This is a genomic window from Phaeobacter porticola, from assembly GCF_001888185.1.
Lineage (GTDB): Bacteria > Pseudomonadota > Alphaproteobacteria > Rhodobacterales > Rhodobacteraceae > Phaeobacter > Phaeobacter porticola.
In genome coordinates this window covers 3,204,886-3,228,001 of record NZ_CP016364.1, presented here as the reverse complement: position 1 = coordinate 3,228,001, position 23,116 = coordinate 3,204,886, and the positions used below count along the sequence as shown (strand labels likewise).

General features: G+C 52.8%; 23 protein-coding genes and 1 tRNA gene. 17 read left to right on the top strand and 7 right to left on the bottom strand.

From position 1 onward, the window contains the following. The first annotated feature begins 21 nt into the window (after positions 1-21). Positions 22-2,121, top strand: coding sequence for a DUF262 and DUF1524 domain-containing protein (locus tag PhaeoP97_RS15445; protein ID WP_072505832.1), 2,100 nt, complete (start codon positions 22-24; stop codon positions 2,119-2,121). A gap of 24 nt (positions 2,122-2,145) precedes the next feature. Here the strand turns inward: PhaeoP97_RS15445 and PhaeoP97_RS15440 are convergent, their stop codons facing one another. After that, entirely contained in the window at positions 2,146-4,572 is a 2,427-nt protein-coding gene (locus PhaeoP97_RS15440) for a DUF4238 domain-containing protein (protein ID WP_072505831.1), read from the bottom strand. A gap of 430 nt (positions 4,573-5,002) precedes the next feature. Here PhaeoP97_RS15440 and PhaeoP97_RS15435 point away from each other — a divergent pair, with 430 nt between their 5' ends. Both PhaeoP97_RS15435 and PhaeoP97_RS15430 read left to right on the top strand, forming a co-directional pair. Continuing rightward, a complete protein-coding gene (locus PhaeoP97_RS15435) occupies positions 5,003-5,902 on the top strand; it encodes an ArdC family protein (RefSeq protein ID WP_072505830.1) in 900 nt (299 codons plus the stop codon). Positions 5,903-6,043: 141 nt separating this feature from the next. Further along, positions 6,044-6,343, top strand: a complete 300-nt coding sequence (locus tag PhaeoP97_RS15430) for a hypothetical protein (RefSeq protein ID WP_072505829.1) — start codon at positions 6,044-6,046, stop codon at positions 6,341-6,343. 40 nt (positions 6,344-6,383) lie between these two features. Here the strand turns inward: PhaeoP97_RS15430 and PhaeoP97_RS15425 are convergent, their stop codons facing one another. Then, a complete protein-coding gene (locus PhaeoP97_RS15425) occupies positions 6,384-6,563 on the bottom strand; it encodes a hypothetical protein (protein WP_072505828.1) in 180 nt (59 codons plus the stop codon). 505 nt (positions 6,564-7,068) lie between these two features. Here PhaeoP97_RS15425 and PhaeoP97_RS15415 point away from each other — a divergent pair. From PhaeoP97_RS15415 to PhaeoP97_RS15395, 5 genes are all read left to right on the top strand, one after another. Further along, positions 7,069-7,299, top strand: a complete 231-nt coding sequence (locus PhaeoP97_RS15415; protein WP_072505826.1) for a hypothetical protein — start codon at positions 7,069-7,071, stop codon at positions 7,297-7,299. Then, positions 7,296-7,583 carry a hypothetical protein gene (locus PhaeoP97_RS15410; RefSeq protein WP_072505825.1) on the top strand — a complete coding sequence of 96 codons (288 nt, stop codon included), beginning with the start codon at positions 7,296-7,298 and terminating at the stop codon, positions 7,581-7,583. Before PhaeoP97_RS15415 ends, PhaeoP97_RS15410 begins: the two co-directional genes overlap by 4 nt. Positions 7,584-7,789: 206 nt before the next feature. Next, positions 7,790-8,389, top strand: a complete 600-nt coding sequence (locus tag PhaeoP97_RS15405; RefSeq protein WP_072505824.1) for a helix-turn-helix domain-containing protein — start codon at positions 7,790-7,792, stop codon at positions 8,387-8,389. Further along, entirely contained in the window at positions 8,382-9,614 is a 1,233-nt protein-coding gene (locus PhaeoP97_RS15400; protein WP_096740461.1) for a type II toxin-antitoxin system HipA family toxin, read from the top strand. Before PhaeoP97_RS15405 ends, PhaeoP97_RS15400 begins: the two co-directional genes overlap by 8 nt. A gap of 58 nt (positions 9,615-9,672) precedes the next feature. Beyond that, a complete protein-coding gene (locus PhaeoP97_RS15395; protein ID WP_157891265.1) occupies positions 9,673-13,485 on the top strand; it encodes a hypothetical protein in 3,813 nt (1,270 codons plus the stop codon). Between the two features lie 17 nt (positions 13,486-13,502). On the opposite strand, the gene PhaeoP97_RS15390 is transcribed toward PhaeoP97_RS15395, so the two are convergent. The 5 genes from PhaeoP97_RS15390 to PhaeoP97_RS15375 all read right to left on the bottom strand — a co-directional run bounded on the left by PhaeoP97_RS15390 (position 13,503) and on the right by PhaeoP97_RS15375 (position 17,110). Next, the gene (locus PhaeoP97_RS15390; RefSeq protein ID WP_192849665.1) at positions 13,503-14,342 is read right to left on the bottom strand and encodes a hypothetical protein; all 840 of its coding nucleotides are present in this window, start codon (positions 14,340-14,342) and stop codon (positions 13,503-13,505) included. A 142-nt stretch (positions 14,343-14,484) separates the two neighbouring features. Beyond that, complete coding sequence (gene istB, locus PhaeoP97_RS15385) at positions 14,485-15,216, bottom strand: IS21-like element helper ATPase IstB (protein WP_072503358.1); 732 nt, start codon at positions 15,214-15,216, stop codon at positions 14,485-14,487. Next, a complete protein-coding gene (locus PhaeoP97_RS15380; protein ID WP_237029020.1) occupies positions 15,213-16,229 on the bottom strand; it encodes a Mu transposase domain-containing protein in 1,017 nt (338 codons plus the stop codon). Before PhaeoP97_RS15380 ends, istB begins: the two co-directional genes overlap by 4 nt. A gap of 39 nt (positions 16,230-16,268) precedes the next feature. Beyond that, positions 16,269-16,712 (bottom strand): hypothetical protein, encoded by a 444-nt coding sequence (locus PhaeoP97_RS20540; protein WP_217525901.1) that lies wholly within the window; start codon positions 16,710-16,712, stop codon positions 16,269-16,271. A 323-nt stretch (positions 16,713-17,035) separates the two neighbouring features. Continuing rightward, positions 17,036-17,110 (bottom strand) — tRNA-Thr (locus tag PhaeoP97_RS15375). Positions 17,111-17,194: 84 nt separating this feature from the next. Between PhaeoP97_RS15375 and PhaeoP97_RS20350 the strand changes: the two genes are divergently transcribed. From PhaeoP97_RS20350 to PhaeoP97_RS15335, 9 genes are all read left to right on the top strand, one after another. Next, a complete protein-coding gene (locus tag PhaeoP97_RS20350) occupies positions 17,195-17,359 on the top strand; it encodes a hypothetical protein (RefSeq protein WP_157891264.1) in 165 nt (54 codons plus the stop codon). Positions 17,360-17,365: 6 nt separating this feature from the next. Then, on the top strand, positions 17,366-18,637 hold the full coding sequence (gene murA, locus PhaeoP97_RS15370) for a UDP-N-acetylglucosamine 1-carboxyvinyltransferase (RefSeq protein WP_072505822.1): 1,272 nt from the start codon (positions 17,366-17,368) through the stop codon (positions 18,635-18,637). Beyond that, entirely contained in the window at positions 18,637-19,113 is a 477-nt protein-coding gene (locus tag PhaeoP97_RS15365) for a DUF2948 family protein (protein ID WP_072505821.1), read from the top strand. Before murA ends, PhaeoP97_RS15365 begins: the two co-directional genes overlap by 1 nt. Further along, the gene (locus PhaeoP97_RS15360; RefSeq protein WP_072505820.1) at positions 19,110-19,664 is read left to right on the top strand and encodes a GNAT family N-acetyltransferase; all 555 of its coding nucleotides are present in this window, start codon (positions 19,110-19,112) and stop codon (positions 19,662-19,664) included. The genes PhaeoP97_RS15365 and PhaeoP97_RS15360 overlap by 4 nt, the downstream gene beginning before the upstream one ends. Before the next feature lie 71 nt (positions 19,665-19,735). Continuing rightward, complete coding sequence (gene hisD, locus PhaeoP97_RS15355; RefSeq protein WP_072505819.1) at positions 19,736-21,037, top strand: histidinol dehydrogenase; 1,302 nt, start codon at positions 19,736-19,738, stop codon at positions 21,035-21,037. Positions 21,038-21,195: 158 nt separating this feature from the next. Continuing rightward, entirely contained in the window at positions 21,196-21,675 is a 480-nt protein-coding gene (locus tag PhaeoP97_RS15350) for a UPF0262 family protein (protein ID WP_072505818.1), read from the top strand. A gap of 3 nt (positions 21,676-21,678) precedes the next feature. Continuing rightward, a complete protein-coding gene (locus tag PhaeoP97_RS15345; RefSeq protein ID WP_072505817.1) occupies positions 21,679-22,137 on the top strand; it encodes an arsenate-mycothiol transferase ArsC in 459 nt (152 codons plus the stop codon). After that, the gene (locus PhaeoP97_RS15340; protein WP_072505816.1) at positions 22,134-22,529 is read left to right on the top strand and encodes a ketosteroid isomerase-related protein; all 396 of its coding nucleotides are present in this window, start codon (positions 22,134-22,136) and stop codon (positions 22,527-22,529) included. Before PhaeoP97_RS15345 ends, PhaeoP97_RS15340 begins: the two co-directional genes overlap by 4 nt. After that, on the top strand, positions 22,529-23,110 hold the full coding sequence (locus PhaeoP97_RS15335) for a GNAT family N-acetyltransferase (RefSeq protein ID WP_072505815.1): 582 nt from the start codon (positions 22,529-22,531) through the stop codon (positions 23,108-23,110). The genes PhaeoP97_RS15340 and PhaeoP97_RS15335 overlap by 1 nt, the downstream gene beginning before the upstream one ends. Positions 23,111-23,116 lie beyond the last annotated feature (6 nt).

Sequence of the window (23,116 nt, the reverse complement as noted above, 5' to 3'; positions counted from 1 at the left end):
AAAATAGGGAAAAATAAATTAATGAAAGCAACCGAAGCAAAACTTCTAGCATTTCTAAAAAAATCACCACAGTTCGTGATCCCAATTTATCAGAGAACTTACTCGTGGACCGAAAAAGAGTGCCGCCAGATATGGGATGATATCATCCGCACCGGCAAGAATGATGCTATTTCGGTACATTTCATCGGCTCAATCGTCTATATAGAAGAAGGCCTTTCCAACAACACAGTTCAATCGCCCCAGTTAGTCATCGATGGACAGCAACGACTGACGACCGTCACCCTTCTAATAGCAGCGTTAGCGAATGCGCTCGGTGAGGAAGAACCGGTTGACGGGTTCTCTGCCCGAAAACTACGCAACTATTATTTGCTTAACCCAGAGGAAACAGGCGAGCGTCACTACAAGCTTTTGCTATCGCAGACTGACAAGGCCAGCTTGACTGCCATCGTTGGTGAAAGCGAGCAGCCGCAAAACCATTCCATCCGAGTGAGGCAGAATTTCGAACTGTTTGAAGAGTTAATTGCCAGTAGTAAGGATGACTTAAGCGCGATCTGTAATGGATTGGCCAAGTTGGTAGTCGTTGATATCTCGCTTAACCGCGAACAAGATAACCCACAGCTCATTTTCGAAAGCATGAATTCGACGGGCCGTGAGCTCAGTCAGGCCGATCTGATCCGAAACTTTATCCTGATGGGGCTGGAGCCGGTGCTACAAACACGGCTCTACGAACAATTTTGGAGACCTATGGAAGTTGCCTTCGGTCAAGAAGCCTATAACACCCATTTCGATGGTTTTATGCGCCATTATCTTACCGTCCAAACTGGCGACATTCCTCGCCTTAATGAAGTATACGAAGCATTCAAAGCACATGCGCGGAACATCGGTGCGACGGATGCAGGCGTAGAACCCCTAGTAAAAGAAATCCGTGACTATGCACGCTATTTCTGCGCGATGGCTTTGGGAGCTGAGAACGATCCTGATCTTAAACTTGCCTTTCATGATTTGCGCGAGCTCAAGGTTGATGTCGCTTACCCGTTTCTGCTGGAACTCTATCAAGATTACGCCGTCGAAGCCTTGAGCAAGGAAGAGTTCGCCGAAACGATCCGCCTGATCGAGGCCTATGTGTTCCGCCGCGCCATCTGCTCCATCCCGACTAATTCGATGAACAAGTCCTTTGCGACCTTTACCAAGGCGCTCAAAAAAGATCGATACCTCGAGAGTATCAAGGCGCACTTCCTGACCCTTCCTTCCTATCGCCGCTTCCCCAAAGACGAGGAATTCGAGCGGGATATTCAGAACCGAGACCTCTACAATTTCCGCAGTAAATCCTATTGGCTGCGCCGCTTCGAAAACTTTGGGCGCAAGGAACGTGTGTCTGTGGAGGAATACACCATCGAGCACATCATGCCACAGAACGAAGACCTCTCGTCGTCCTGGCAGACCGCGCTGGGGCCAGATTGGCAACGCGTACATGAATCATGGCTGCATACGCTCGGCAACTTGACGCTTACTGGATACAATTCGGAATACAGCGACAAGCCCTTCGTCGCCAAGCGAGACATGGAGGGCGGCTTCAAAGAAAGCCCGCTGAAAGTAAATGCCGGTCTAGGTACCTTGGATCAATGGAATGAGGCAGCGATCAAAAACCGTGCTTCTCAACTTGCCAAAAAGGCGCTGGACGTTTGGCCAGCACCAGAACTCGCCCCTGAAACCCTTGTTGCCTACCGCCCGAAGACCATCGCCAAGGATACCTATTCGATCGAGGATCATCCGCATCTTGTTTCCGGACCAATGCACGACTTGTTCGTTGCGTTGCGAAAAGAAGTGTTGGCGCTTGACCCGTGCGTTAGTGAGGAATTTCTGAAACTTTACGTCGCCTACAAGGCCGAGACCAATTTTGTCGATGTTGTCCCACAGGCAAAGCAGCTTCGCATATCCTTGAATATGCGGTTCGCCGAAATCAGTGATCCGAGAGGCATTTGCCGCGACGTTTCTGGTCTGGGACGCTGGGGAAACGGGGATGTAGAGTTTCGGATGAGCAAGCATGAAGAAATACCCTACGTAATCGGACTTGTTCGTCAGTCCCTTGAGCGCCAACTTGGGAATGATGAGGCTGGCTAAGTAAGCCACACCACCTCGGTTTTTCTATTCTTCACCAAAATCCATAAGAACTGCGAGAGGCGCGCGGTCGGGACGATCTTCAATCCCGCAGCGAACCATCAGGCGTTGGACGTGGTTGTGGTACATACCACCGGCAGGGGCGGCATATCTCATTCTAACACTTATTCCTTTGGTGTGATTGTCTGTAAAATCGCGCTGCACCGCCACCGTTGCATCCTTCAAACCCGCCAACAGCTCTGTGTCGGAAGGTTTAGTCTTTTGATCCCGGAGTTGTCGGTAGAGCTCATCGATCCATTTCCGGTGGGCACCCAACTTTCCACCATCAAGCATAACGCTGACCGCCTGCACATCCTCACAGAGCGGCATGTTGGTTGTGGCTGCAAAATTAGATGTATTGGGAATACGTGGTAACACGATTCCTGCGTCGCGGTGGCTTGCAGCGCACATCTCTGTCCAGCGATGGTGACTGTCTGTGACAACGAACGCACCAGTGGCTTGCGCGATGAAAAGGAGCAGCTCGAAGTTCGGCACAGTTTGGAACATTGAAAGCTGCCCGGCTTCCTGACTCGCATCGTAGACGCCGTCACGTAAGAGGACGAGCGGGTCGTCTTGACGCATTCGATCAAGATGGTTGATGAAATACCCTATGTGTTCCTCTGATGCATCAGGGTCTGCTTGCCGTAGCATATTCTCCTGACTGCCTTTGCGCAGCATGCAAAGCGTGTGATGAAAATCCTCCTCTTGTATGCGCCTGTAGATATCTAAGTCGCGTTCAGATAGCGGGATTTCTTTTGACCGCCTTTCGGCTAAACCCATAGCATAGTTTTGTAAGGACGGGTCCAAGGAAGATGGGTCCGGAAATAGATTGACGTGTCCGCTTTCGATAAGCGGCGCGAGTTGAAAAAATATCATCAAGTGCTTGAGTGTCTGTGTCAGGTAGCTATGCGGGTTCTCTACTGGACTGAATTCTTTTTTCATTTGATTAGGATTTACGAACGGATTCTGCATCAACACTTCGCCGAAATATAGGCAGGCGTTGGATACAGTAAAAGGAGCTGTGCGCGGGTCGATAAATCCCGAATAGACAGCTCGTGTCATTCCATCTGGCTTGGGCAGAAGTTCGAAAATGTCCGTGTCAACTGGCCAAAGATACCCATGAAGTTCGTGAATTTCCTTTACCTTTTCCTCATCCAATTCTTTGCGAACATCTTGCCAGTCCTTTCCTGAATCCGTACCGAGGATTGCGTTTACCCCCCTGAAAAATCCAAGATTGCGTTCGCGTATGCTAAGGCTTTTCCAAGATGTCCGTTGCTTCTCAGGCTTTCCACGGCAGCATTTTTTGTACTTTCGTCCTGACCCACAGCCGCAGGAGTCGTTCGCACCAATTTTAGACTCCTTGATGTTTTTGATCAGAGTATCTGATTTTGGCTTGGTTCGGCCAAATGCATCTTGATAGTGCACACTACCATCTTCATAGCCCACGAAGGTTTCACCGCCAAATTGCCAAAGGCCATCTGCTGGAGGCAGCAGCAACTCACCAACATCCTTCCAGCTCCCTTCAAAATCACGTTCTGGCCACAACCATTCCTTCTGACTGGCGGCAACATAGCGGCGAGCACGTGACTTCAGCACATGATTGATGGATATGACGTCTTGATCGCTCAGCTCGCGGGTTTTGATGAATTTATCTGTGCGAACGAGTGACTCACGAATTTGCCGAGCGAAGGTACGTTTCTCCAACGGTTCGGTCGCCTCCGGTTCCTGAGCGTACTCCAGATTCGTAAGGATCAGGCAATGATCCTGATCCAGCGGGAACAAGGTCTGCGATGCTTTTAGGGTAATAGAAGGTTCTGCTGGATAGCGACAGAGATCGTGTTCGGGTGGACAGGCTGGGTTGTAGATTGTCACTGGATGATCGGTGACAATGAATTTCACACCTGAATTTCGAGCCGATACGATTTCTCGCACGCTTTCGCTCCAGATAGTGCAGTTGATCGTGCGAACACCCTGCATTTCCATCATCAGCGCATTTTGATCGAGCTTGGGATAGCGTGAGCGTATCCAGTCCAGCCCCTTTGGCGTCCTAATTTTCTGTGCATCTAAGTACAGAAACAAATCCTGAAAGTGTCGGTGCCAGGTAGAAACATCATCGTTTGAGAAAGCTGAAATCGCAGGTGCGCCGAGACGGTCGATATCCCCGAAAAGCTTCTTTTCGATTTCGTCATTAATGTTACTGCCAAAGAACGTACTGTACAGATCTGTTTGGTAAAAGCACTGTGAGGGATGGCTCTCGAACAAATTACGGTGATGTTTCGTGCGCCCGTCTGGCAACTGGATTTCGTCCGGAGCGAGATTTAGATAGTGAAGCTTCTTACGGCTGCCTGTGATAAACCCTTTTTGGTACCAGATCGGTACGTAATGATTATCTCTCGTGATTTCCTTCTTGCCCATTTGGACCCTACTCACCGTTGACCGGCTAACGACTGTACCGGTAAAATAAGAGCTCATCTTGCGATTTTCTTCCCACTACAGTCAATATTTTGTGTTTTCTGCACGTATCCTTCGGATCGGGCTCTCGTGAACCGAACCCGCTGCGCCGTTTCAGCCATCCGGCTTCGATCCCTTACGCTTATTTGGTCAGCCCTGAGAAGCTGATTTTTTTCTTCGTTGAAGTGGGGCCTGCGACCCCCAGGCCATCAAGACCTGAACGCCCTTTAGGGCGCGCACAGCGTGTATCCCCGTCCTTCCGCACTCCTTCGTCGTTTGTGCAGGGCGGGTGATCCCCCTCACGCCGTGCGGGTCTTGACCGCCATCCCCCGCTCATTGGCGCGGGCCTAGTCCAGTTGCATGCGCAACCGGCTATCTAGGAAAGGAAAAGCCAATGAAAAAAGACATTTATCAGAAAGTAACTGACAAGATCATTAAAGATTTGGAGCAAGGCGAGCTCACTTGGCTGAAGCCTTGGAGCTCTGCAAACACAGATGGGCGGATCATCAAGCCGCTACCTCATAACGGTTTGCCCTATAGCGGGATAAACATTCTGATGCTGTGGGGTGCAGCGATGGAAGGCGGCTATGCATCGCCCTACTGGATGACATTCAAGCAAGCCCAGGAGTTTGAGGCCCACGTCAAAAAAGGCGAGCGCGGCAATCTGGTCGTATATGCCAACACGATCACAAAGACCGAAGAGACCAGCGACGGCGGCGAGGCAGAACGCAAGATTCCCTTCATGAAGGGCTATTCAGTGTTCAACGTGGAGCAGATCGAAGGCTTGCCCGATCATTACTACGCCGAGCCCCCAAAGGTCATTGATCCTGTTTTGCGGATTGATCATGCGGACGGCTTTTTTGCCAAGACGGGCGCAGATGTTCGCCACGGCGGAAACCGCGCTTTTTATTCTGGCGGCAGCGATCATGTGCAGATGCCGTTTTTTGAGAGCTTCCGCAGCCCTGAAGCCTACTATGCCACTTTAGCGCATGAGCTGACCCACTGGACAAAGCACAAAAGCCGTCTTGATCGTGAATTTGGGCGTAAGAAATGGGGTGATGAAGGTTATGCACGCGAGGAACTGGTTGCCGAGCTTGGCGCAGCGTTTCTTTGCGCCGATCTGGCATTGACGCCGGAACCTGGCACCGATCATGCGGCCTATATTCAGAGCTGGCTCAAAGTTTTGAAAGATGACAAGCGCGCGATCTTTAGCGCAGCAGCGCATGCACAGCGCGCGGCTGATTTCTTGAACGGGTTTCAGAGTGAAGAGGAAAGAGCAGGAGCGGCGGCATAGCCGCTCCATGGGGGCTCCAAAATCTGCGGCCAAGCCGAGTGGCTTGGCCGCTTACAGTTACGCTTCAAGCGAACTGCTATGAATTTTCTTGACGTAACATCAATTAATTCGGTAAAAATGTTTCTTCTTAAGGAGTTATGAGTGCCTACAGTTTACAGCGAGTTCATTAGAGCAGCACAAGCCAAGATCGATTCAACCCCAGACCCACATGTTTCCGGCGCGCTGAATGATCTTACACTTGATGTTGAAATTGCCGTACAGAAGAAAAAACTCGTGTTGGATTTCAGATTGGGGCTCGACGCAGTTTCGGCGGCAGATTTGAACCGTGCCGTTGACGACCTTCAAATACCGATTAGCCAAACGAGAGACTTGGTGACAGTTTCTTCATTGCTCCAAGCTCAGGAGCTTTTGAAACTGTGCATTCCTGGCAATGATCAATAAGTAAAAATTTTGGCAGGCCTTCCGGCCCACCAAAATTATTTTAGAGCCCTAGCGTGCGTGACGCCAGTTCGGCCTCAATGTTTTCCAAAGAACTTAAAGCTGCTTGGCGATCTTCTGAGCCGCGTGGCGCGGCAGCAAAAGCGTTGAACGCTTCTTTGAAAAGGCCATGCAATTCCGCTGTACTGCGTGATGCTGCTTCAAATCGTGAGACGAGTTTCATGTGATCCTCCACTCAAAAAGGAGGCCCCGAACCACTCAGGGCCTTTCGGCCCACACACATCAAAGGCGCTTGATGGTTCGGTTGGTCTGTCTTGCTTGGCTGTTGGTGGATCGCTCAAAAACGCGGCGCATTATTGATGCGGTGTCTGGCGGCAGGGCTGGCGTTGGTCGGCCTGATCAGGGCGTTTTGATGCTGTTTGCTGTTGACGCTGTGCGACTGCGTGCTTGGTTCTATCCTTTGGAAAATTTGGACGTTCTTGACTGTATGGCCTTGCTGGCGATGCAGTGCTTTGGGCTGGTTTTCTGCCGCTGGCTGTTCTGACGCCTTTGTCTGAGGTGGCTTGCATAGAGACGCTTTGTATCCCTGACCGGACGCAGATCAGCTTTCAATATCCTGCCCGCACCAGTTCGCGTGCCGCTCACCCGTGTTGGAAATGACATCTGATCTTTTGCATCCGGTCTTTGGGAGCGCGTTAGCAAGCCAACCGAAACAAAGGAGAAACATCATGGCACGCGAAAACCAAAACCAAGAGCATAAGGCACCTGACTATCTGGCCTGGCATGTCGTCCAAAAAGGCGACAAATCTTTTTGGAACAAAGTCGGAGCTGCATGGTCGCACAAAGACGCTAAGGGCTATACGCTTCAGCTTGAAACTATGCCGATTAATGGCCGTATCGTTCTGCGCCTGCCGCTTGAAGACACGTCCGAACCTTCTGACGATGCGGGGCGCGCATGAGCGCCCCCATCACCTGCCAGATTGACTGGCGCGGCGTAACGATACGCATCGTTTTTCGGAGGCGTCGCTGGAATTCAGACTTTGATCATTTGGAGATCACCGCCATGAACGACGCGCAAATCCCCATCACAGAAACCGGCTACCGCTCACATTTCTTGCCTGATGGAAACGTTGAAGAGCATGGCGGGCCTGAAGCTTATGTTCTCGCTTGGCTCGACCATAAAGCCGACAGCGCGGCATGGAAAAAACGAGAAGAGGCCTCGCGTCAGATGTCGCTCTTTTAGAGCGCATCCTGCCAGCGGGGTTTCGTCCCGTGTCCTCGGACACGGGACACCTTTTGCATTATAGGTGCAGAAATTTGATCTATTATTATATATCAAGGCTTTATCCTGATCTATATTTGTAGATCATAACTTGCCTGGCGTGTTGAAGATATGATACATTATTATACATCAAGAGTAGTTCTTGATATGTGAAAGTAGATCAGAAAATGAGTTACGCTAGCGAAAACATCGCCGCTTCCCTGAAGTCGGCACGCGAAAACAAGGGGTTAAGTCAAAGAGAGCTTAGCGCCCGCTCAGGCGTGCCGCAATCGCATATCTCAAAGATCGAGAGCAACGCGGTTGACCTGCGACTCTCAAGCCTTGCGTCACTGGCTCATGCGCTTGACCTTGAACTGACGATGATACCAAGAAAATCGGCACCGGCAGTCAGGTCGATTGTGCGCAGTACGGGCAGTCATAAACCGCAAAGCAACAATGATGCTCTGCGCGAGCTTGCGCGCGCGCAACGCGCTCTTGATACATTACCCAAGGCTTTGCATGAGAGCTCTGCGGTGGAAACGCTGCAAAAGCAATTTCAAGAAATGAACGAATTTCGCGATATGTTGAAAGATGCTGATGCGATCAAAGGTATTCGAACTGCACTTGAAGCTGTCGAGAATTCAGGAGGCCCAAAGAGCCTCGAAAGAATTGCCAAAGACGCTCAGCGTCTTCGAAATATGTTAGCACACGGCGTCCTGTCATACATGATTGATGAGCCAACCAGTAGACCAGCCTATAGTCTGGACGAGGATGATAGTGATGGCTGATGTATCTGTTCTAAATGTTGAGCTTTATGGAGAGACCATCGGAACGCTGACACGCGTCGCGGGGGATCGCAGCCTTTTCGCGTTCAATGAAGAATATATTGAGAACTCTGACCGCCCGACACTTGGCCTGTTCTTCAAGGATGAGTTTGGCGAGTTGCGCACCGAATTTAAGCCTGTCCAAAAACAGGTCATGCCATTCTTTTCAAATCTCTTGCCGGAGGGGCACTTGCGTAAATACCTCGCAGAGCAAGCAGGGGTTAATGCCGAGCGTGAATTCTTTTTGCTTTGGGCGTTAGGGCGCGACCTTCCCGGTGCGATAACAATCAAACCGGCGGACGGCGAAATCTGGCCACCAGAGGCTGCGAATATCGAAGGCGAAGACGCGCCAAAGTCCAAAGACAACATGCTTCGGTTCTCTCTTGCGGGTGTTCAACTGAAATTCTCAGCCGTTGAGGGCGCGAGTGGTGGGCTGACTATTCCCGCGTCGGGCATCGGCGGTGACTGGATCGTCAAGCTGCCGTCACGGGAATACATGGGTGTCCCTGAAAACGAATTCTCGATGATGCGGCTGGCCAGCATGCTCGGCATGGACGTGCCTCGTATTGATCTGGTCGATATCGATAGTATCGCAAATCTGCCTGACGGCACTGATCGCTTTGGAACTAAGGCCTTCGTGATCGAGCGCTTTGACCGGCATCCTAGCGGAGAGCGTGTGCATATAGAGGACTTCGCGCAAGTCTTTGGCGTCTATGGCGAAGACAAATATAAAAAAGCGAGCATGCGCAATATTGCTGCTGTCATCGCGGCGGAGGGATCGGACGAAGACATCCGAGAGTTCATACGTCGCCTGACTTTCAGCACGTTGATTGGCAACGGGGACATGCATCTCAAAAACTGGTCGCTGATCTATCCTGATCGACGCACCGCCGCTCTTTCGCCAGCCTATGATTTTGTATCAACAGTTCCCTACATTAAGGGTGACAGCTTCGCACTGAATTATAGCCGCGTTCGGGATTTTGCGGCCTTTGATGAAGATGAAATTTCCCATCTTGCCGCGAAAGCCGCGCTGCCCAAGAAAATGGTTCTTGATGTCGCGCGAGAAACCGCAAGCGATTTTGCATCGCTTTGGAAGCGTGAAAAAGAGGCATTGCCGATGCTCGCCGACGTTAGAGTGGCGATTGATGCTCTGCTTCCAACCCTCCCATTATTGAAAGAAAAAAATTAGAAAACCTGCGGCTAGCGCCAAATGCGAAACTGGATTTTCTGAAGGATGAATATTAAAATTGGAAAGCAATGAAGACGTGAATATTGATCAGAAAAATTTCATGGAGCTCATCTGTTCCAACGCTTTGGATTGGGGTAAGTTAGACATACTCGCAGTCGGTCGTGACTCTGAGCAAAACCTGCTGGGCAAAATTTGCGCATACTTTGCAGCCTTAGGCGACAAAAGCGGAAATCGGAAGGCCGACGCAGTTTGGGTAGTCTTAACACCCAAACATGGCGATATTGCTGACGCAATTTTATTGGGTTTGAACAAGGGCTTTGCAGAAGCGTATGATTTAATGTCGGGTGGGGAAGCAACAAAAGATATTGTTGCTGAAAACTTAGATTTTCTCACACTGGTTAGTACGGTTAGTTTTGATGGCGATGCGTTGCTCACATTATTGGCTGAGGCCCCTCCAAGAACGGGAATTATTGTTGTAGACGCAAAATATTACCGTTTTATCGAAACAAGAAAAGATCCCGCATTCGAAACCGCCGAAGATGAATGGTCTGCGCATGTTCACCAAATGCTTCTAGAAACTAATAAATTATGTGCGCAAAACAACTCTTATGTACTGCTTCACCTTGGCGACTATCTGCCATCCCGCCCAAAAAATAGAGATATTTTGTTCTCAATTGAAGACGCTGGCGTTTTGGCTTTGGATGTACCCGCAGAGGACGTGGATGCAGTAATCACTAGGGTGGAGAAATGGCATGAAGCCGCTAAAGCCGGAAAGCTTGGCGCAGTAATTCGTGATGTCGATGAAGATCAGGACATCTCTGACTTGACTCGTGTCCTAACCAAGCTTGAATTACTTAACATCGGCGAATATTTCACGGAAATTCAAACACTACTAAAAGAAAATCGAAGTCTTTTAGATGACCTAACCTTCGATAGACTCTTACATGTCGCTCGAATAGCTGAAGCGGCTGATGCGGATGACTTTGCAGAAAGTCTTATCAGCAAGGTGGTTGATCAAATCCGTAGCGAGACTGACTTCGTAATTGCGTTTAACACGGCCTTGAGAATTGGACGAAGCGGGCTTATTGAAAAGATAAGGATACCGTACAGTCGACTGTATCCCAATTCTGAAATGCTTCACCGATACGAGGCAGATTTGGCTTCTCAAAACGCTGATTTTAGCTTGGCCTCTGAAATTTTTTCTAAGCTACCCAGCAAAGCAGACTCTGTTAGGTCAGAATATTTTGGACTTTTGGCGCAGGAAACTGATGGTACCAATTGGACGCCGTCGGAGGCATTAGTGTCTATTTCGGACGCAATGAAAGAAAAGGCCGAAGTGGTTGTGGTTGATCTCGCCCGTGCTTTAGAAAGATCAGGAAGGCGCATCGAAGCATTTCAGTTTTTGCTCCAACGTGGGGCAGATATTTCAATCCCCCAGGTAAATTCCTTAATCCGCATAGCAGAGCGCGCGGTGCAATCTGGTGAGCTATTGCCAGATGATCAGGCTGTTGAGAAGCTACTTGATATTGCGCTTTCTAGCCTTGGAAAAAATGCAAGTAATGGTGGATTGCGTGTAAGAATCGCGGACCTTTTTGCCCCTAATATTATGGGTGGAACAGGTTACGCCACACTCATGATTGCAGTGCTCAAACGGGCAAATGTTCCATCAGCGATACGTCCGAGACCAAAGATATCTGATCGAAAGCCTGCAATAGAGATTGATGAGGTAATGCCGCACTTCAAAGGTGTCATGCAGTGGTTGGAAACCGCTGGGTATGGACGCTTAATCGTGGGTGAACAGATACTGCCATCCGAGCAGCTGGATGTTCCTGCAGATCAATTCCTCTCCGCTTTGGTAAAGTTAGTGGATCATCATGGTGCTATAATGCAGGATGATGGCGACGAGAAGGTCCTTCAAATGTACGCCTTAGTTGCGTGTGCAGTGGCTCCACTCTCTCCTGAACCAGACGAAGACTTGTCGGTTCTAAGGACTATCGGGAGTCGACTGGCTTCGTCTGGAAGAACGCAATCTGCCAGAGATATTGCGGAGCAGGCGTTGAAACTAGCGGGAGAGCGGCCTGAAAGGCGTCGTCAGGCACTTTTTACTTTTGCAGATATCTACGCCCGCCTTGGAATGAGGTCGGAAGCGCTCGTTGCGCTCGGAGCGGCTTTTGAAGCCTCGGGGGATGCTACCTGGGACCAAGTGTGGTTTGAAACCAATCTATTATTTCGGCTCCTTCGCGATTCAGGCATGTCAGAGTTGGGCACCTCTCTTCTCGATTTGTCCCGCCAAGCACTTGGGGCCATGGGCGTACTAGATAGGGACGGATACCGAGTGGACATGTTTGAGCTTCAGGCAGCTTTAAGCACATTTCAGTCGCGTGGAGGAAGTACGGATGAGTTAGATCAGCTAATGGACAAGGCGATGAAAAACGCTCTGGCTGTCACTGAACGTAGTGATGACCCATTGCCGATTTCTATGATTTTAAGTGCTTTGCTCGGTTTAGCTTTTGAAAAAGGGGTTACTGACACAAAGGAAATTGAACTGCTTATTGAAGGCTTGATTTCCAAATTACCAGATTCAAAAAAGTCGTTGGTAAATGCGGCTGGACCGCATCCAACTTTAGCAGATATTGCTGCTGTGGCATCTTCAATTAGTCCAGCACGCTATGTTGAAGATACAGGCTACGACGTGCGACATATCCGAGTCATGGCATGTCGCCTTGTTCAGCAGGCTGTCAGCGATGTTGACCCGATGTCATTGATCTATGCAGTTGAAGCGTCGGCTGATCGTGCAATCAAAGTTATGTCGTTGGACGGAACGCCGCTGGTTGTCGAACGCCTGTTAGATAAAGAAGACCGACCTAAAGTGGCGGCTGAAAAATTAAGTGGCGAAGGTTTTGCGATTGTTGGGATGGCGCTGCTGGAGAACCAGATAACAACGATAGAATTCAATAATGGTAACGTAGATGATGTATGCTTAGAGCCAGAGAAAACATTTTCAGTAGATGCTTTGAGTAAGTGGAGCGAAGATTTTCCAAGAAATTACATGTTAGACGATCAAGAGTTTAGCCATGATATGATGGCGGCAAGCTTAGAAGGACTAGGACTTACGAAGCTACCAAAGAAGTGCATTGTTGTTTCCGACGCAAAGTTAAGCCGACTTCCTCCTAACTTGTTGCGAGTTGAAGGGTCGTATGCTGGGTTTTCACACGCTATTGCCACAGTTCCTTCGTTGGAATGGTTGACCGCGAGTCGGGCGCTGGACCGCAAGGGCGCGGGTGGCGCGCGTATGTGGATACCAGCTTCTGACATTCAAGATGACACAGCTCCTCTGTCACTGATGAAGGGCGAACTGGTCGATATTCTTAAGGAAAATCAGATACCCTTAGAAACAACAGGCCAGCCGTCGGAACAATTTGGAACCTCAGATGTTGCAATCATCGCTGCGCACGGAGGCCTAGCGGAATCAAATAAATATTTCCGGTCAATCAGTGATGATTCACATATGCTCAAGAATGTTTCTGAAGTAACGAGCACAATAAAACCGTCTCGTTTAGCCATACTCTTTATTTGTTCTGGAGGGCGGGTAGACCCTCATCCTGAAACAGGCATGGCAATCGGATTAGCAAGGCAGTTTCTAATCCGTGGGAGCTCTGCCGTCATTGCTCCTGCTTGGCCAATCCCTTTCTTCATCGCAAGACCCTGGCTCGACGGATTTTTAAAAGAATGGAACAGTGGCTCTCTTTTAATCGATGCCTATCACGCTGGGAACCTCTCTATTGCTAACAACACAAGCTGGGATCCGAAACGAACTTTGGCAATGACGCTGTATGGCGATCCTTACTTAAGGATTCATTCAGTCGACTGACCTGTCCAAACTATCGCCTACCTTTCAAGTCCATTGCTGGGATTATCGCGATTCTTGTTCTTTTTTATATCCTCTCGAACCTGTGCTCCTTTTGAGACGCCCTCAAACACTCGTCGTGAACCGGGCGCTTTGCCATCCATTTTCAAATAGGCAGCAATCTCTGTGTTGAGTTCGTTCAACTCCGCGCTGCGTTCAGCGCGAACGTTAAGAATGGATTTCTGCAAAGCTTGGCGTTCGTCCAACTGCTTGGCGATGAGGGCGTCTTTTTCTTCGCGGTCGCGAAGGTGGGATTCCCACGCTTCATACTCATTCTGCCTTTTTATCTTCCCGTATTTACCGGTCATGCGGCTCCACAGGCCACCAAGACCTTTGGGGAGCCGAGCTGCGCGATCATTTGTTTCTTGGATGTTACGGGCTTCGTGTTTCTTCTCGATTTCTTTTCGTTCAGCACGTTGCGCTTCGACAAGTTTTTGACGTCGCATTTCTAAACTTGGTGAAAGACGCCTGTGACCAGACTCGGCCTCTTTCACATACCGCTTCAATTGCTGCGTCATCCGCGCAGCAATTTTGGCCTTCGCCTGATCAACCGAGGGCAGTTTTTCAGGCTCTTTGATGCGGTCTTTGACGTCTTTGGATTTGACGCCAGCATAACGAGCCAAGGCAAAAACTTCACCACGAAAATCAACGGCAACGACGCCCCTTCGGTCCCCGCGCGCCAATGTGTAACCTCGTTCTGCAAGAGCTTCCTTCAAAGCCTTCTCTGAATCGGAAGACCGCCAGCAGTCGCGAAACATCGCTTTTACCAAGCGCGGGTCCTGCTTTGCTCGCTTGGATTGCTGCCATTCTTCGCGGCTCATGTTGAGCGGATTGCGTGTCAATGAGCGTTCAAAGTTGACCCGGTTTCAGCATTTAAAATTGACCCACCCCATGTGGCGCAAAGCCCCCAGGCGGGCCGCCCTCATATAGCGAGTCCGTCTGGGGGCTTTGCTTTCGGGACGGTTACTTTTCTCTGCGGCTTTTGCTCTGAGCAAAGCGATAGGACGTGTTGCCGGTTTCGATGATTGCGCAATGGTGGGTGACGCGATCCAGCAGCGCGGTGGTCATCTTGGCATCGCCAAAGACCGAGACCCACTCTCCGAACTCCAGGTTGGTGGTGATGATGACGCTGGTTTTCTCGTAGAGCTTGCTGATCAGATGGAACAGCAATGCTCCGCCAGACTTGGGGAACGGGATGTAGCCCAGCTCGTCGATGATGACGCAATCCAGAGCCGAGAGTTGCCGGATGATCTTCCCGGCATTGCCCTCGGCCTGTTCCTTGATCAGGGCGTTGATCAGATCGACGGCGTTGAAGAAGCGTGCCTTCTTGCCGTTGGTGATCAGGGTGGTGCCCAAAGCGATGGCGATATGGGTTTTGCCGGTGCCGGTTCCGCCCACCAGGATGAGGTTGTGCGCCTCTTGGGTGAACTGCCCTGTGCAGAACGGTTCGATCTGGGTCTGGGTGATGGCGGCAGCACCATAATCGAAGGTGGCGAAGTCCTTATGATGGGGGAACTTCGCGATCCTCATTTGATACTGGATAGAGCGCGCCCGCCGCTCTACAGTCTCCGCGTCGATCAGTTGCTTTATCGCTGTGGTCAGACTTGGTGGCTTGCGCGCGGACAGCAAATCATGTGCGCAAGCTGCCATTCCGTGCAACCTCAGGGCGGTCAGTTGGTCGATCAGGGCGTTCATGCGGCAACCTCCTCAGTCGAGCACAGGATCTCATAGCGCTTGCAGTCGGCCTCGGGTCGCAGGGTCAGTTGCGGATAGGCATAGGCTTCGCTGAGCGGCGTGATGACCGGCTCCACCAACTGGTTAATCAGGTTGATGATGGCGGGCAGGCGGAGGGTGTTTTGTGCCACGGCCAGTTCACAAGCCATCTCGACAACCTCGATCCCGTGATCCTGGACGAGCAGAAGCAGATCAACGAACTCCCGATCCCCGCCCTTGTCTGCCATGTAATGTTCCCTGATCTGGTGCATGGCCTCAGGCAGTTGCCAGTCCACGAAGGGTGCGCCATTGCGTAGGGCGCCGGGCTTGCGATCCAGCAGAGGAACATAGTGCCAGGGTTCAAAGTAGCTGACGTTGCGGGTGAAGCGGCGCTTATGCTCGGCGATGATATCCTGGCCCGACACCAGCATAATCCGGCCCGCATAAGCGCGCAGCGACACATGTTGACCGGCAAAGTGGGACGGGACGCTGTAGCGGTTGCTGGCATATTGAACCAGGCAAGTGGATCGGACACGAACCGTCTTCTCAACATAGCCGTCAAAAGGCCGACCCAAGGGGCGCAGCTCGGCGCGTTCGTCTTCGAACACCTCGGCAATCGTGCGATCCTGCTGTTCGGGATGGGGACGATTGGCCAGTTCTTCACAGCGCAGGCGCAACCAGTTGTTCAGCGCATCAAGATCTTCAAAGGCAGGCTTGGGCACAAACAACCGGCCGCGCAAAAACTGGACCTGGTTCTCGACCTGCCCCTTCTCCCAACCCGCTGCGGGCGTGCAGGCAACAGGTTCCATCACATAGTGGTTCATCAGAGCCAGGAACCGGGGATGGAATATCCGGTCCTTCGAGCGGGACACATAGGTCACCATGGTCTTGGGGTTATCAATGATCACCCGTCGTGGAACCCCGCCATAGAAAGACAGTGCCTGCACAAAAGCATCCAGAACCATCTCCTGGGCTTCGCCGGGATAGGCGATCACCAAAGGCTTGCGGCTGTGGCACAGGCGGAAATGGGCAACCTAGATCTTTTGTTCAACGCCGCCCAGGACAACCCGTTCTTCGCTCCAGTCAAACTGAAGGGCGTCACCAGCAGCAAAATGCAGGGGGATAAAAGCATCGCCAGAACCGGCGCCAGCCCGCTTCAGATCGCGGACAAATCGCTGAACTGGAGAATAGGACCCGGTGTAGCCTTCCACCACGAGCTGCTCATAAAGCTTCTGGGCCGTTCGCCGCTCCCGACGTGGTCGCTTCTGGTCCTGATCGAACAGTTCCTGAAGCCGGAGATCAAACCCGTTGCACAGTTTGTGCCGAACCGGTGGAGCCTGGCGCTGGTAGCTCGGCGGGCTCTCATCCTTCAAATACTTCTTGATCGTGTTGCGCGATAATCCCGTCGCCCGCGCAACAGACCGGATACTGCGCCCTTCAACCAGCACCCACAGACGGATCTTCGATACACTTTCCATCAATAACACCTGCTCTTTCCTCCGCACTTGAAGCGCGGATGTTAACGAAACAGGTGGGTCAATTTTACTCGCTCATAACCCACCTAAGTGGGTCAATTTCGCATGCCGATTCACAGCGCCGATCCGACGGCAGAAGGTCGAGGGCTGAGAGGCCGCGAATCAGAGGCGGCGAGAAGCGCTATTCGGCGGCGGGCTTTTGGGCTGATCCGGTTTAACCCTGCAGCACGACATGCGCGCGCAAAACGCGCCCAAATAACTGTATGCCGGGCAATATACCGTTTGTCAGGTATCGGCCTAAGGCGCTGATCTATGAGGGAATTTTCTGGTGCTGCTGGAGAGAATCGAACTCTCGACCTCTCCCTTACCAAGGGAGTGCTCTACCTCTGAGCTACAGCAGCGCCGGTGAGGGGCTTTTAGGACTAAATTCTCGGGGGTGCAAGAGCATTCTGGACGGTTTTTTCGCACTCCGATACAGAAGGGGTATGGCAGAAAAGAAAACAGCAAAAAGCAGCCGTTCTGCGCCGACGCGGGAAGAACGGTTGAAGGCCGCACTTAAGGCGAATATGGGCCGTCGCAAGGCTCAGGCAAAAGCGCGGGCGGACCAAGACGGCGGCGACGACGGCACAGCAGGCAATCCCAAGGAGTAAGGGCAGATGGATTCGATTTTGGTGACGGGGAATGGCCCGCTAAAGGGGCAGATTCCCATCGCAGGGGCAAAGAACGCCTGCCTGACGTTGATGCCGGCAACCATGCTGAGCGAAGATCCCCTAACGCTGACAAACGCACCGCGTCTGTCAGACATTCGCACTATGACAACCCTTCTGCAATCGCTCGGGGCTGAGGTTTCGACATTGCAGGACGGTCAGGTTTTGGCCATGTCCAGCCATGATATTCACAACCACACAGCGGACTATGACATTGTGCGCAAGATGCGCGCATCTATCCTTGTGCTGGGGCCGATGCTGGCGCGGGATGGTCATGCGGTTGTGTCGTTGCCTGGCGGGTGCGCTATTGGCGCGCGCCCTGTGGATTTGCATCTGAAGGCGCTTGAGGCGCTTGGTGCAGAGCTAGAGCTGAAGGATGGGTATGTGCATGCTAAAGCTCCGCGAGGGGGGCTTAAAGGGGGCACTATTGATTTCCCACTGGTGTCTGTTGGCGCGACCGAAAATGCCCTTATGGCGGCAACGCTGGCCAAGGGAACCACCGTGATCAACAATGCCGCACGCGAACCAGAGATCGTCGATCTGGCCGAATGCCTGCGCAAAATGGGGGCACAGATCGAAGGTGAAGGCAGCTCGACCATCGTGATCCAGGGGGTTGATCGCCTGCATGGCGCGACGCACCCGGTTGTGACGGACCGGATCGAGCTGGGCACATATATGCTGGCCCCGGCGATCTGCGGGGGAGAGGTCGAGTTGTTGGGCGGCAGACGCTCTTTGATCGAAGCCTTCTGCGACAAACTGGAGGCTGCAGGTGTTGAGATCACAGAAAATGAGAACAGCCTGACCGTGCGCCGCGGCGGCAATCGCGTTAAGGCAGTTGATGTGGTGACCGAGCCCTTCCCCGGCTTTCCTACAGATCTTCAGGCGCAGATGATGGCGCTGATGTGCACCGCCGAAGGCACTAGCGTTCTGGAAGAGAAAATTTTCGAAAACCGGTTCATGCATGCGCCAGAGCTAATGCGTATGGGTGCGCAGATTGATGTCCAGGGCGGGCACGCCAAGGTCACAGGTGTGGAAACTCTAAAAGGTGCACCTGTGATGGCGACAGATTTGCGTGCGTCGGTTTCATTGATCCTGGCGGGTCTTGCAGCCGAAGGTGAAACCACGGTCAGCCGTGTTTATCATCTGGATCGCGGCTATGAGCATGTCGTTGGCAAACTTTCCGCAGTCGGCGCAAAGATCGAACGTATCAAGGATCAGTGATGGCAGATGCAACCTTTCATGACGGCCGGGAGGCGCCGCTGAACCTCGGGGCGCTGAGTGCTGAGGATCTGGAGATCATCGCCAGCCTGGCCCAAGATGCTGTATTCCCGGTGACGGAAATAACCTGGCGTCCAGCCGAGCGGCGCTTTGCCTTGCTTCTGAACCGGTTCCGCTGGGAGGATAAGGCCGCAGCCGAACAGCGTGGCCGCCCTTATGAACGGGTGCAAAGCGTTCTGGTTATTGATCAGGTTCTATCGGTTGCCTCGCAAGGGATCGACCGCAAAGAAAAGGATCTGGTGCTGTCGCTGCTGTCGCTGACGTTTGAGCCGGGGGCTGACGGTGACGGCCATATCGTCCTGACCCTTGCCGGTGATGGGGCTATTCGTCTTTCGGTTGAGGCGCTGGAGGTCACACTGCGCGATGTGACACGCCCCTATCATGCCCCGTCGGGCAGTGCTCCCCACCACGGTGTATGACCCGGACCGCGACACTGCGCAGCCTGACGGCTGCGGATATTGCAGCCCTTCGGAGCCTCTGGCGCGAGGGGCTGACTCGTTTTCCGCTGTCGTTTCTGTTGACCGCGGAAGAGGCCGACGGGATACCGGACGCGGTCCTTATCAATGGTTGTGAGCGCGGAGATTACTGGGGCGCCTTTTGGGGGGAGCAGCTGGTGGCCTTTGCAGCCTTGCGAAAAAATGGACTGATGCGGATGTCCCATACGGCGGATCTTGGGCCGTTCTATGTGGCAGAGGGTTTTCAGCGACAGGGGGTGGCCAAGGCATTGCTGGGGCGCATGCTGGTTCATGCAACGGAGCAGGGGCTGCGGCAGGTAGAGCTTTGCGTTGACCTGGAGAACACATCCGCTCAAGCGCTTTATCGACAAGCTGGCTTTCGGCCGTTTGGTGTGCGCCCCCGCTCGGTTGTGGTCGATGGCAGGCCGCGCCATGACGTGCTGATGCTTTGCCCGCTGGACGACATGCTGGCGCCGGATGACGTGGCAAACTTTGCGCAGCAGGTGCTGGGCTGATCACTTGAACCGAGCAAGCATCTTGAGACTGCGGACAGGGGGCTATATTGCAGGCTCAAAGGAGAGCCATAATGCCCGTTTTTCTGAACGCGTCCGACGCGGATTTCGACCAGGCCTTTGCAGCCCTTCTGGGAGCGAAGCGTGAAGACAGCCCTGATGTGGATGCGGTTGTTGCTGATATCATTGCGGATGTGCGCGCCCGTGGCGATGCGGCCCTTATCGACCTGACCGCGAAATTTGACCGTCTGACGCTGACGGCTGATGAGTTGCAAATATCGGACCCTGAGATTGAGGCTGCCGCACAGCAGGTCTCGGACGACGAACGCGTCGCATTGGAATTGGCAGTAGAGCGCATCCGTGCCTATCATCAACGCCAGATGCCCGAAAATTCCGCCTGGACAGATGATGTTGGCGCCTCGCTTGGCTGGCGCTGGTCGGCGGTTTCTGCAGCGGGCTTATATGTGCCCGGCGGATTGGCAAGCTATCCATCTTCGGTTCTGATGAATGCGCTGCCAGCCAAGGTTGCCGGCGTTGAACGCTTGGCGATGGTAGTGCCGACGCCAGACGGTCAGATCAATCCGCTGGTTTTGCTGGCGGCACAATTGTCCGGAGTCGATGAAATCTACCGAGTCGGTGGAGCACAGGCCATTGCTGCGCTTGCTTATGGTACCGAAACCGTCGCGCCCGTGGATAAGATCACCGGGCCCGGCAATGCCTTTGTCGCCGCAGCAAAACGGCGGGTATTTGGCAAGGTTGGCATTGATATGATCGCGGGCCCCTCCGAGATTTTGGTGATTGCAGACACCGACAATGATCCAGACTGGATTGCGCTGGATCTGCTGAGCCAAGCGGAGCATGACGAGAGCGCGCAGTCGATCCTGATCACCGATGATGCTGAATTTGGACGTGCGGTTGCTGATGCGGTTGAGGTCCGGTTGCAGACATTGGAACGTCGCTCCATCGCGGGCCCTAGCTGGCGCGACTACGGTGCGGTGATCACGGTGGCGGACATGGACGAGGCCGCGCGCCTCTCTAACAGGATAGCACCCGAGCATCTTGAACTCTGCGTTGCGGATCCGCGCGCCTTGAGCGAAAAGACAGTGCATGCTGGCGCGATTTTCCTGGGACAGTACACGCCTGAAGCCATCGGTGACTATATTGGTGGGCCAAACCACGTGTTGCCCACTGCACGATCTGCTCGGTTCTCATCAGGGTTGTCAGTCATGGACTTTCTCAAACGTACCACGTTGAGCGAAATCACCCCCGAAGCCTTGCGCGCCATCGGCCCCGCGGCAGAGACCTTGGCCAAAAGCGAGAGCCTGGAGGCCCATGGCCTGTCGATCCGTGCGCGGCTTGATCGCCTGAACCACTAATGCGTATGGCCTGCCTTGGTGTTCGCTACGCTAAGATGGGCGACTTTGACTGTGGCACAGGTCCCATCGTTACGGCAGTTCTGTGTCGGCTGGATTGCCGTGGCATCTGCCATCGGCTAGTCAGTTATCAATATGTCCCGCGCACAGAGATCTGACCCATGAGCCGCATCAGCCAAATCGACCTCGACGACCGTAACCTGCCACCGCCGACCCCCGAGATCGAGCAAGAGCGCCGGGTCGCGGTCTTTGACCTGATTGAAGACAACAGCTTTGCGCTGCCGGGACATGCAGAACGTGATGTGCCGGGGGGACCTTACCATCTGGGTCTTGCGATCCGCGATAAACGTTTGGTTTTTGATGTTTCCTCCGAAGCCGGAGAGAAGGCCGCGGAATTTCACCTGTCCCTGTCGCCGTTTCGTCAGGTGGTGAAGGATTACTACCAGATCTGCGAGAGTTATTTTACCGCTGTCAAAACCTTGCCCCCCAGCCAGATTGAAACCATCGATATGGCCCGTCGAGGTATCCACAACGAGGGCAGCCGTGTGCTGCAAGAGCGGCTGGAGGGTAAGGCAGAAATCGATACTGACACTGCCCGCCGCCTTTTTACCCTGATTTGCGTCCTGCATTTTGGGGTCTGAAGCGTGAGCAAGTTGCCACAGTCGATCTTGTTCTGCTGTGACCACAACGCGGTCAGATCCCCCATGGCCGAGGGGATCATGAAGCAATTCTACGGCTCTGGCACATATGTACAGTCGGTCGGCGTTAAGAATGACATGGAGATCGACGGATTCTGCATCGCCGTTTGCCAGGAAATCAGTGTGGAGCTGTCTCGTCATCGTTCGCGATCATTTGATGAGATGGAGCAATGGGGCGATGATCTGTCCTCTTTTGATCTGGTTGTGGCGCTATCCCCCGCCAGTCAGCGCCGAGCGCTGGAACTGACCCGTTTTTTTCACCTCGATGTCGAATATTGGCCAATTATGGACCCAACTGGACTGGGCGAGACGCGGGAGGCCAAGCTAGACAGCTATAGGCAAACCCGCACCCAGATCATCCGGCGCCTCACAGAGCGCTGGGGGAATCCGTTGGAGACAAAATGAACAGCACTGTCACCCGCTATTTTGAGGCGTTCAACGCCAATGACACCGAGGCCATGTTGGCCTGTCTGTCAGATGATGTGGCGCATCATGTGAACGAAGGCAAAATCCGCAATGGCAAAGCGCTGTTTGCTGAATTCTGTGCACACATGAGCCTGTGCTACGGAGAAACACTGACCGATATGGCGATTTTCTCGATCGAAGACGGCACCCGTGCGGCGGCCGAATATATTGTAAACGGCACCTATCTGCAAAGCGATGAGGGCCTGCCCAAAGCATCAGGACAGAGCTATCGCCTGCCTGCCGGATCATTCTTTGACCTCAAAGATGGCAAGATCACCCGCGTGACGACCTACTATAATCTTGCTGACTGGATGGCGCAGGTCTCAGCCTGATGATGCTGGAAGCCCGCTCTCTCACCGGTGCTGCGTTAGAGACGGCGCTGCCTGATCTCGCGGCGCTTCGGATTGAGGTATTTCGTGCCTTTCCTTATCTCTATGAGGGGGACGCGGAATATGAGCAGCAGTATTTGCGCGCCTACCGTGACACAGCGGATGCGATTCTTGTCGCGGCATATGATGGCGACAAGATCATCGGCGCGGCGACGGGCATGCCACTAGTCGATCACGGTGATGCAAGCCAATTGCATGGCTTCGCTGGCGACATGGGGGCGGTGTTTTACTGCGCCGAGAGTGTCTTGTTGCCTGAGTATCGTGGTCAGGGTTTGGGACATGCTTTCTTCGATCATCGAGAAACGCACGCGCAATCCTTAGGCTTTGCCAAAAGCGCTTTTTGCGCTGTGATTCGCCCCGATACCCATCCGCTGCGCCCCGCTGACTACCGTTCCCATGATGTGTTCTGGACCAAGCGCGGCTATGCGCCCATGCCGGATGTTGAGGCTGAGTTTTCCTGGAGGGATGTAGGGGATGAACGTGAAAGCCGCAAAAAACTACGTTTCTGGATGCGGGATCTGTGAGGGTTT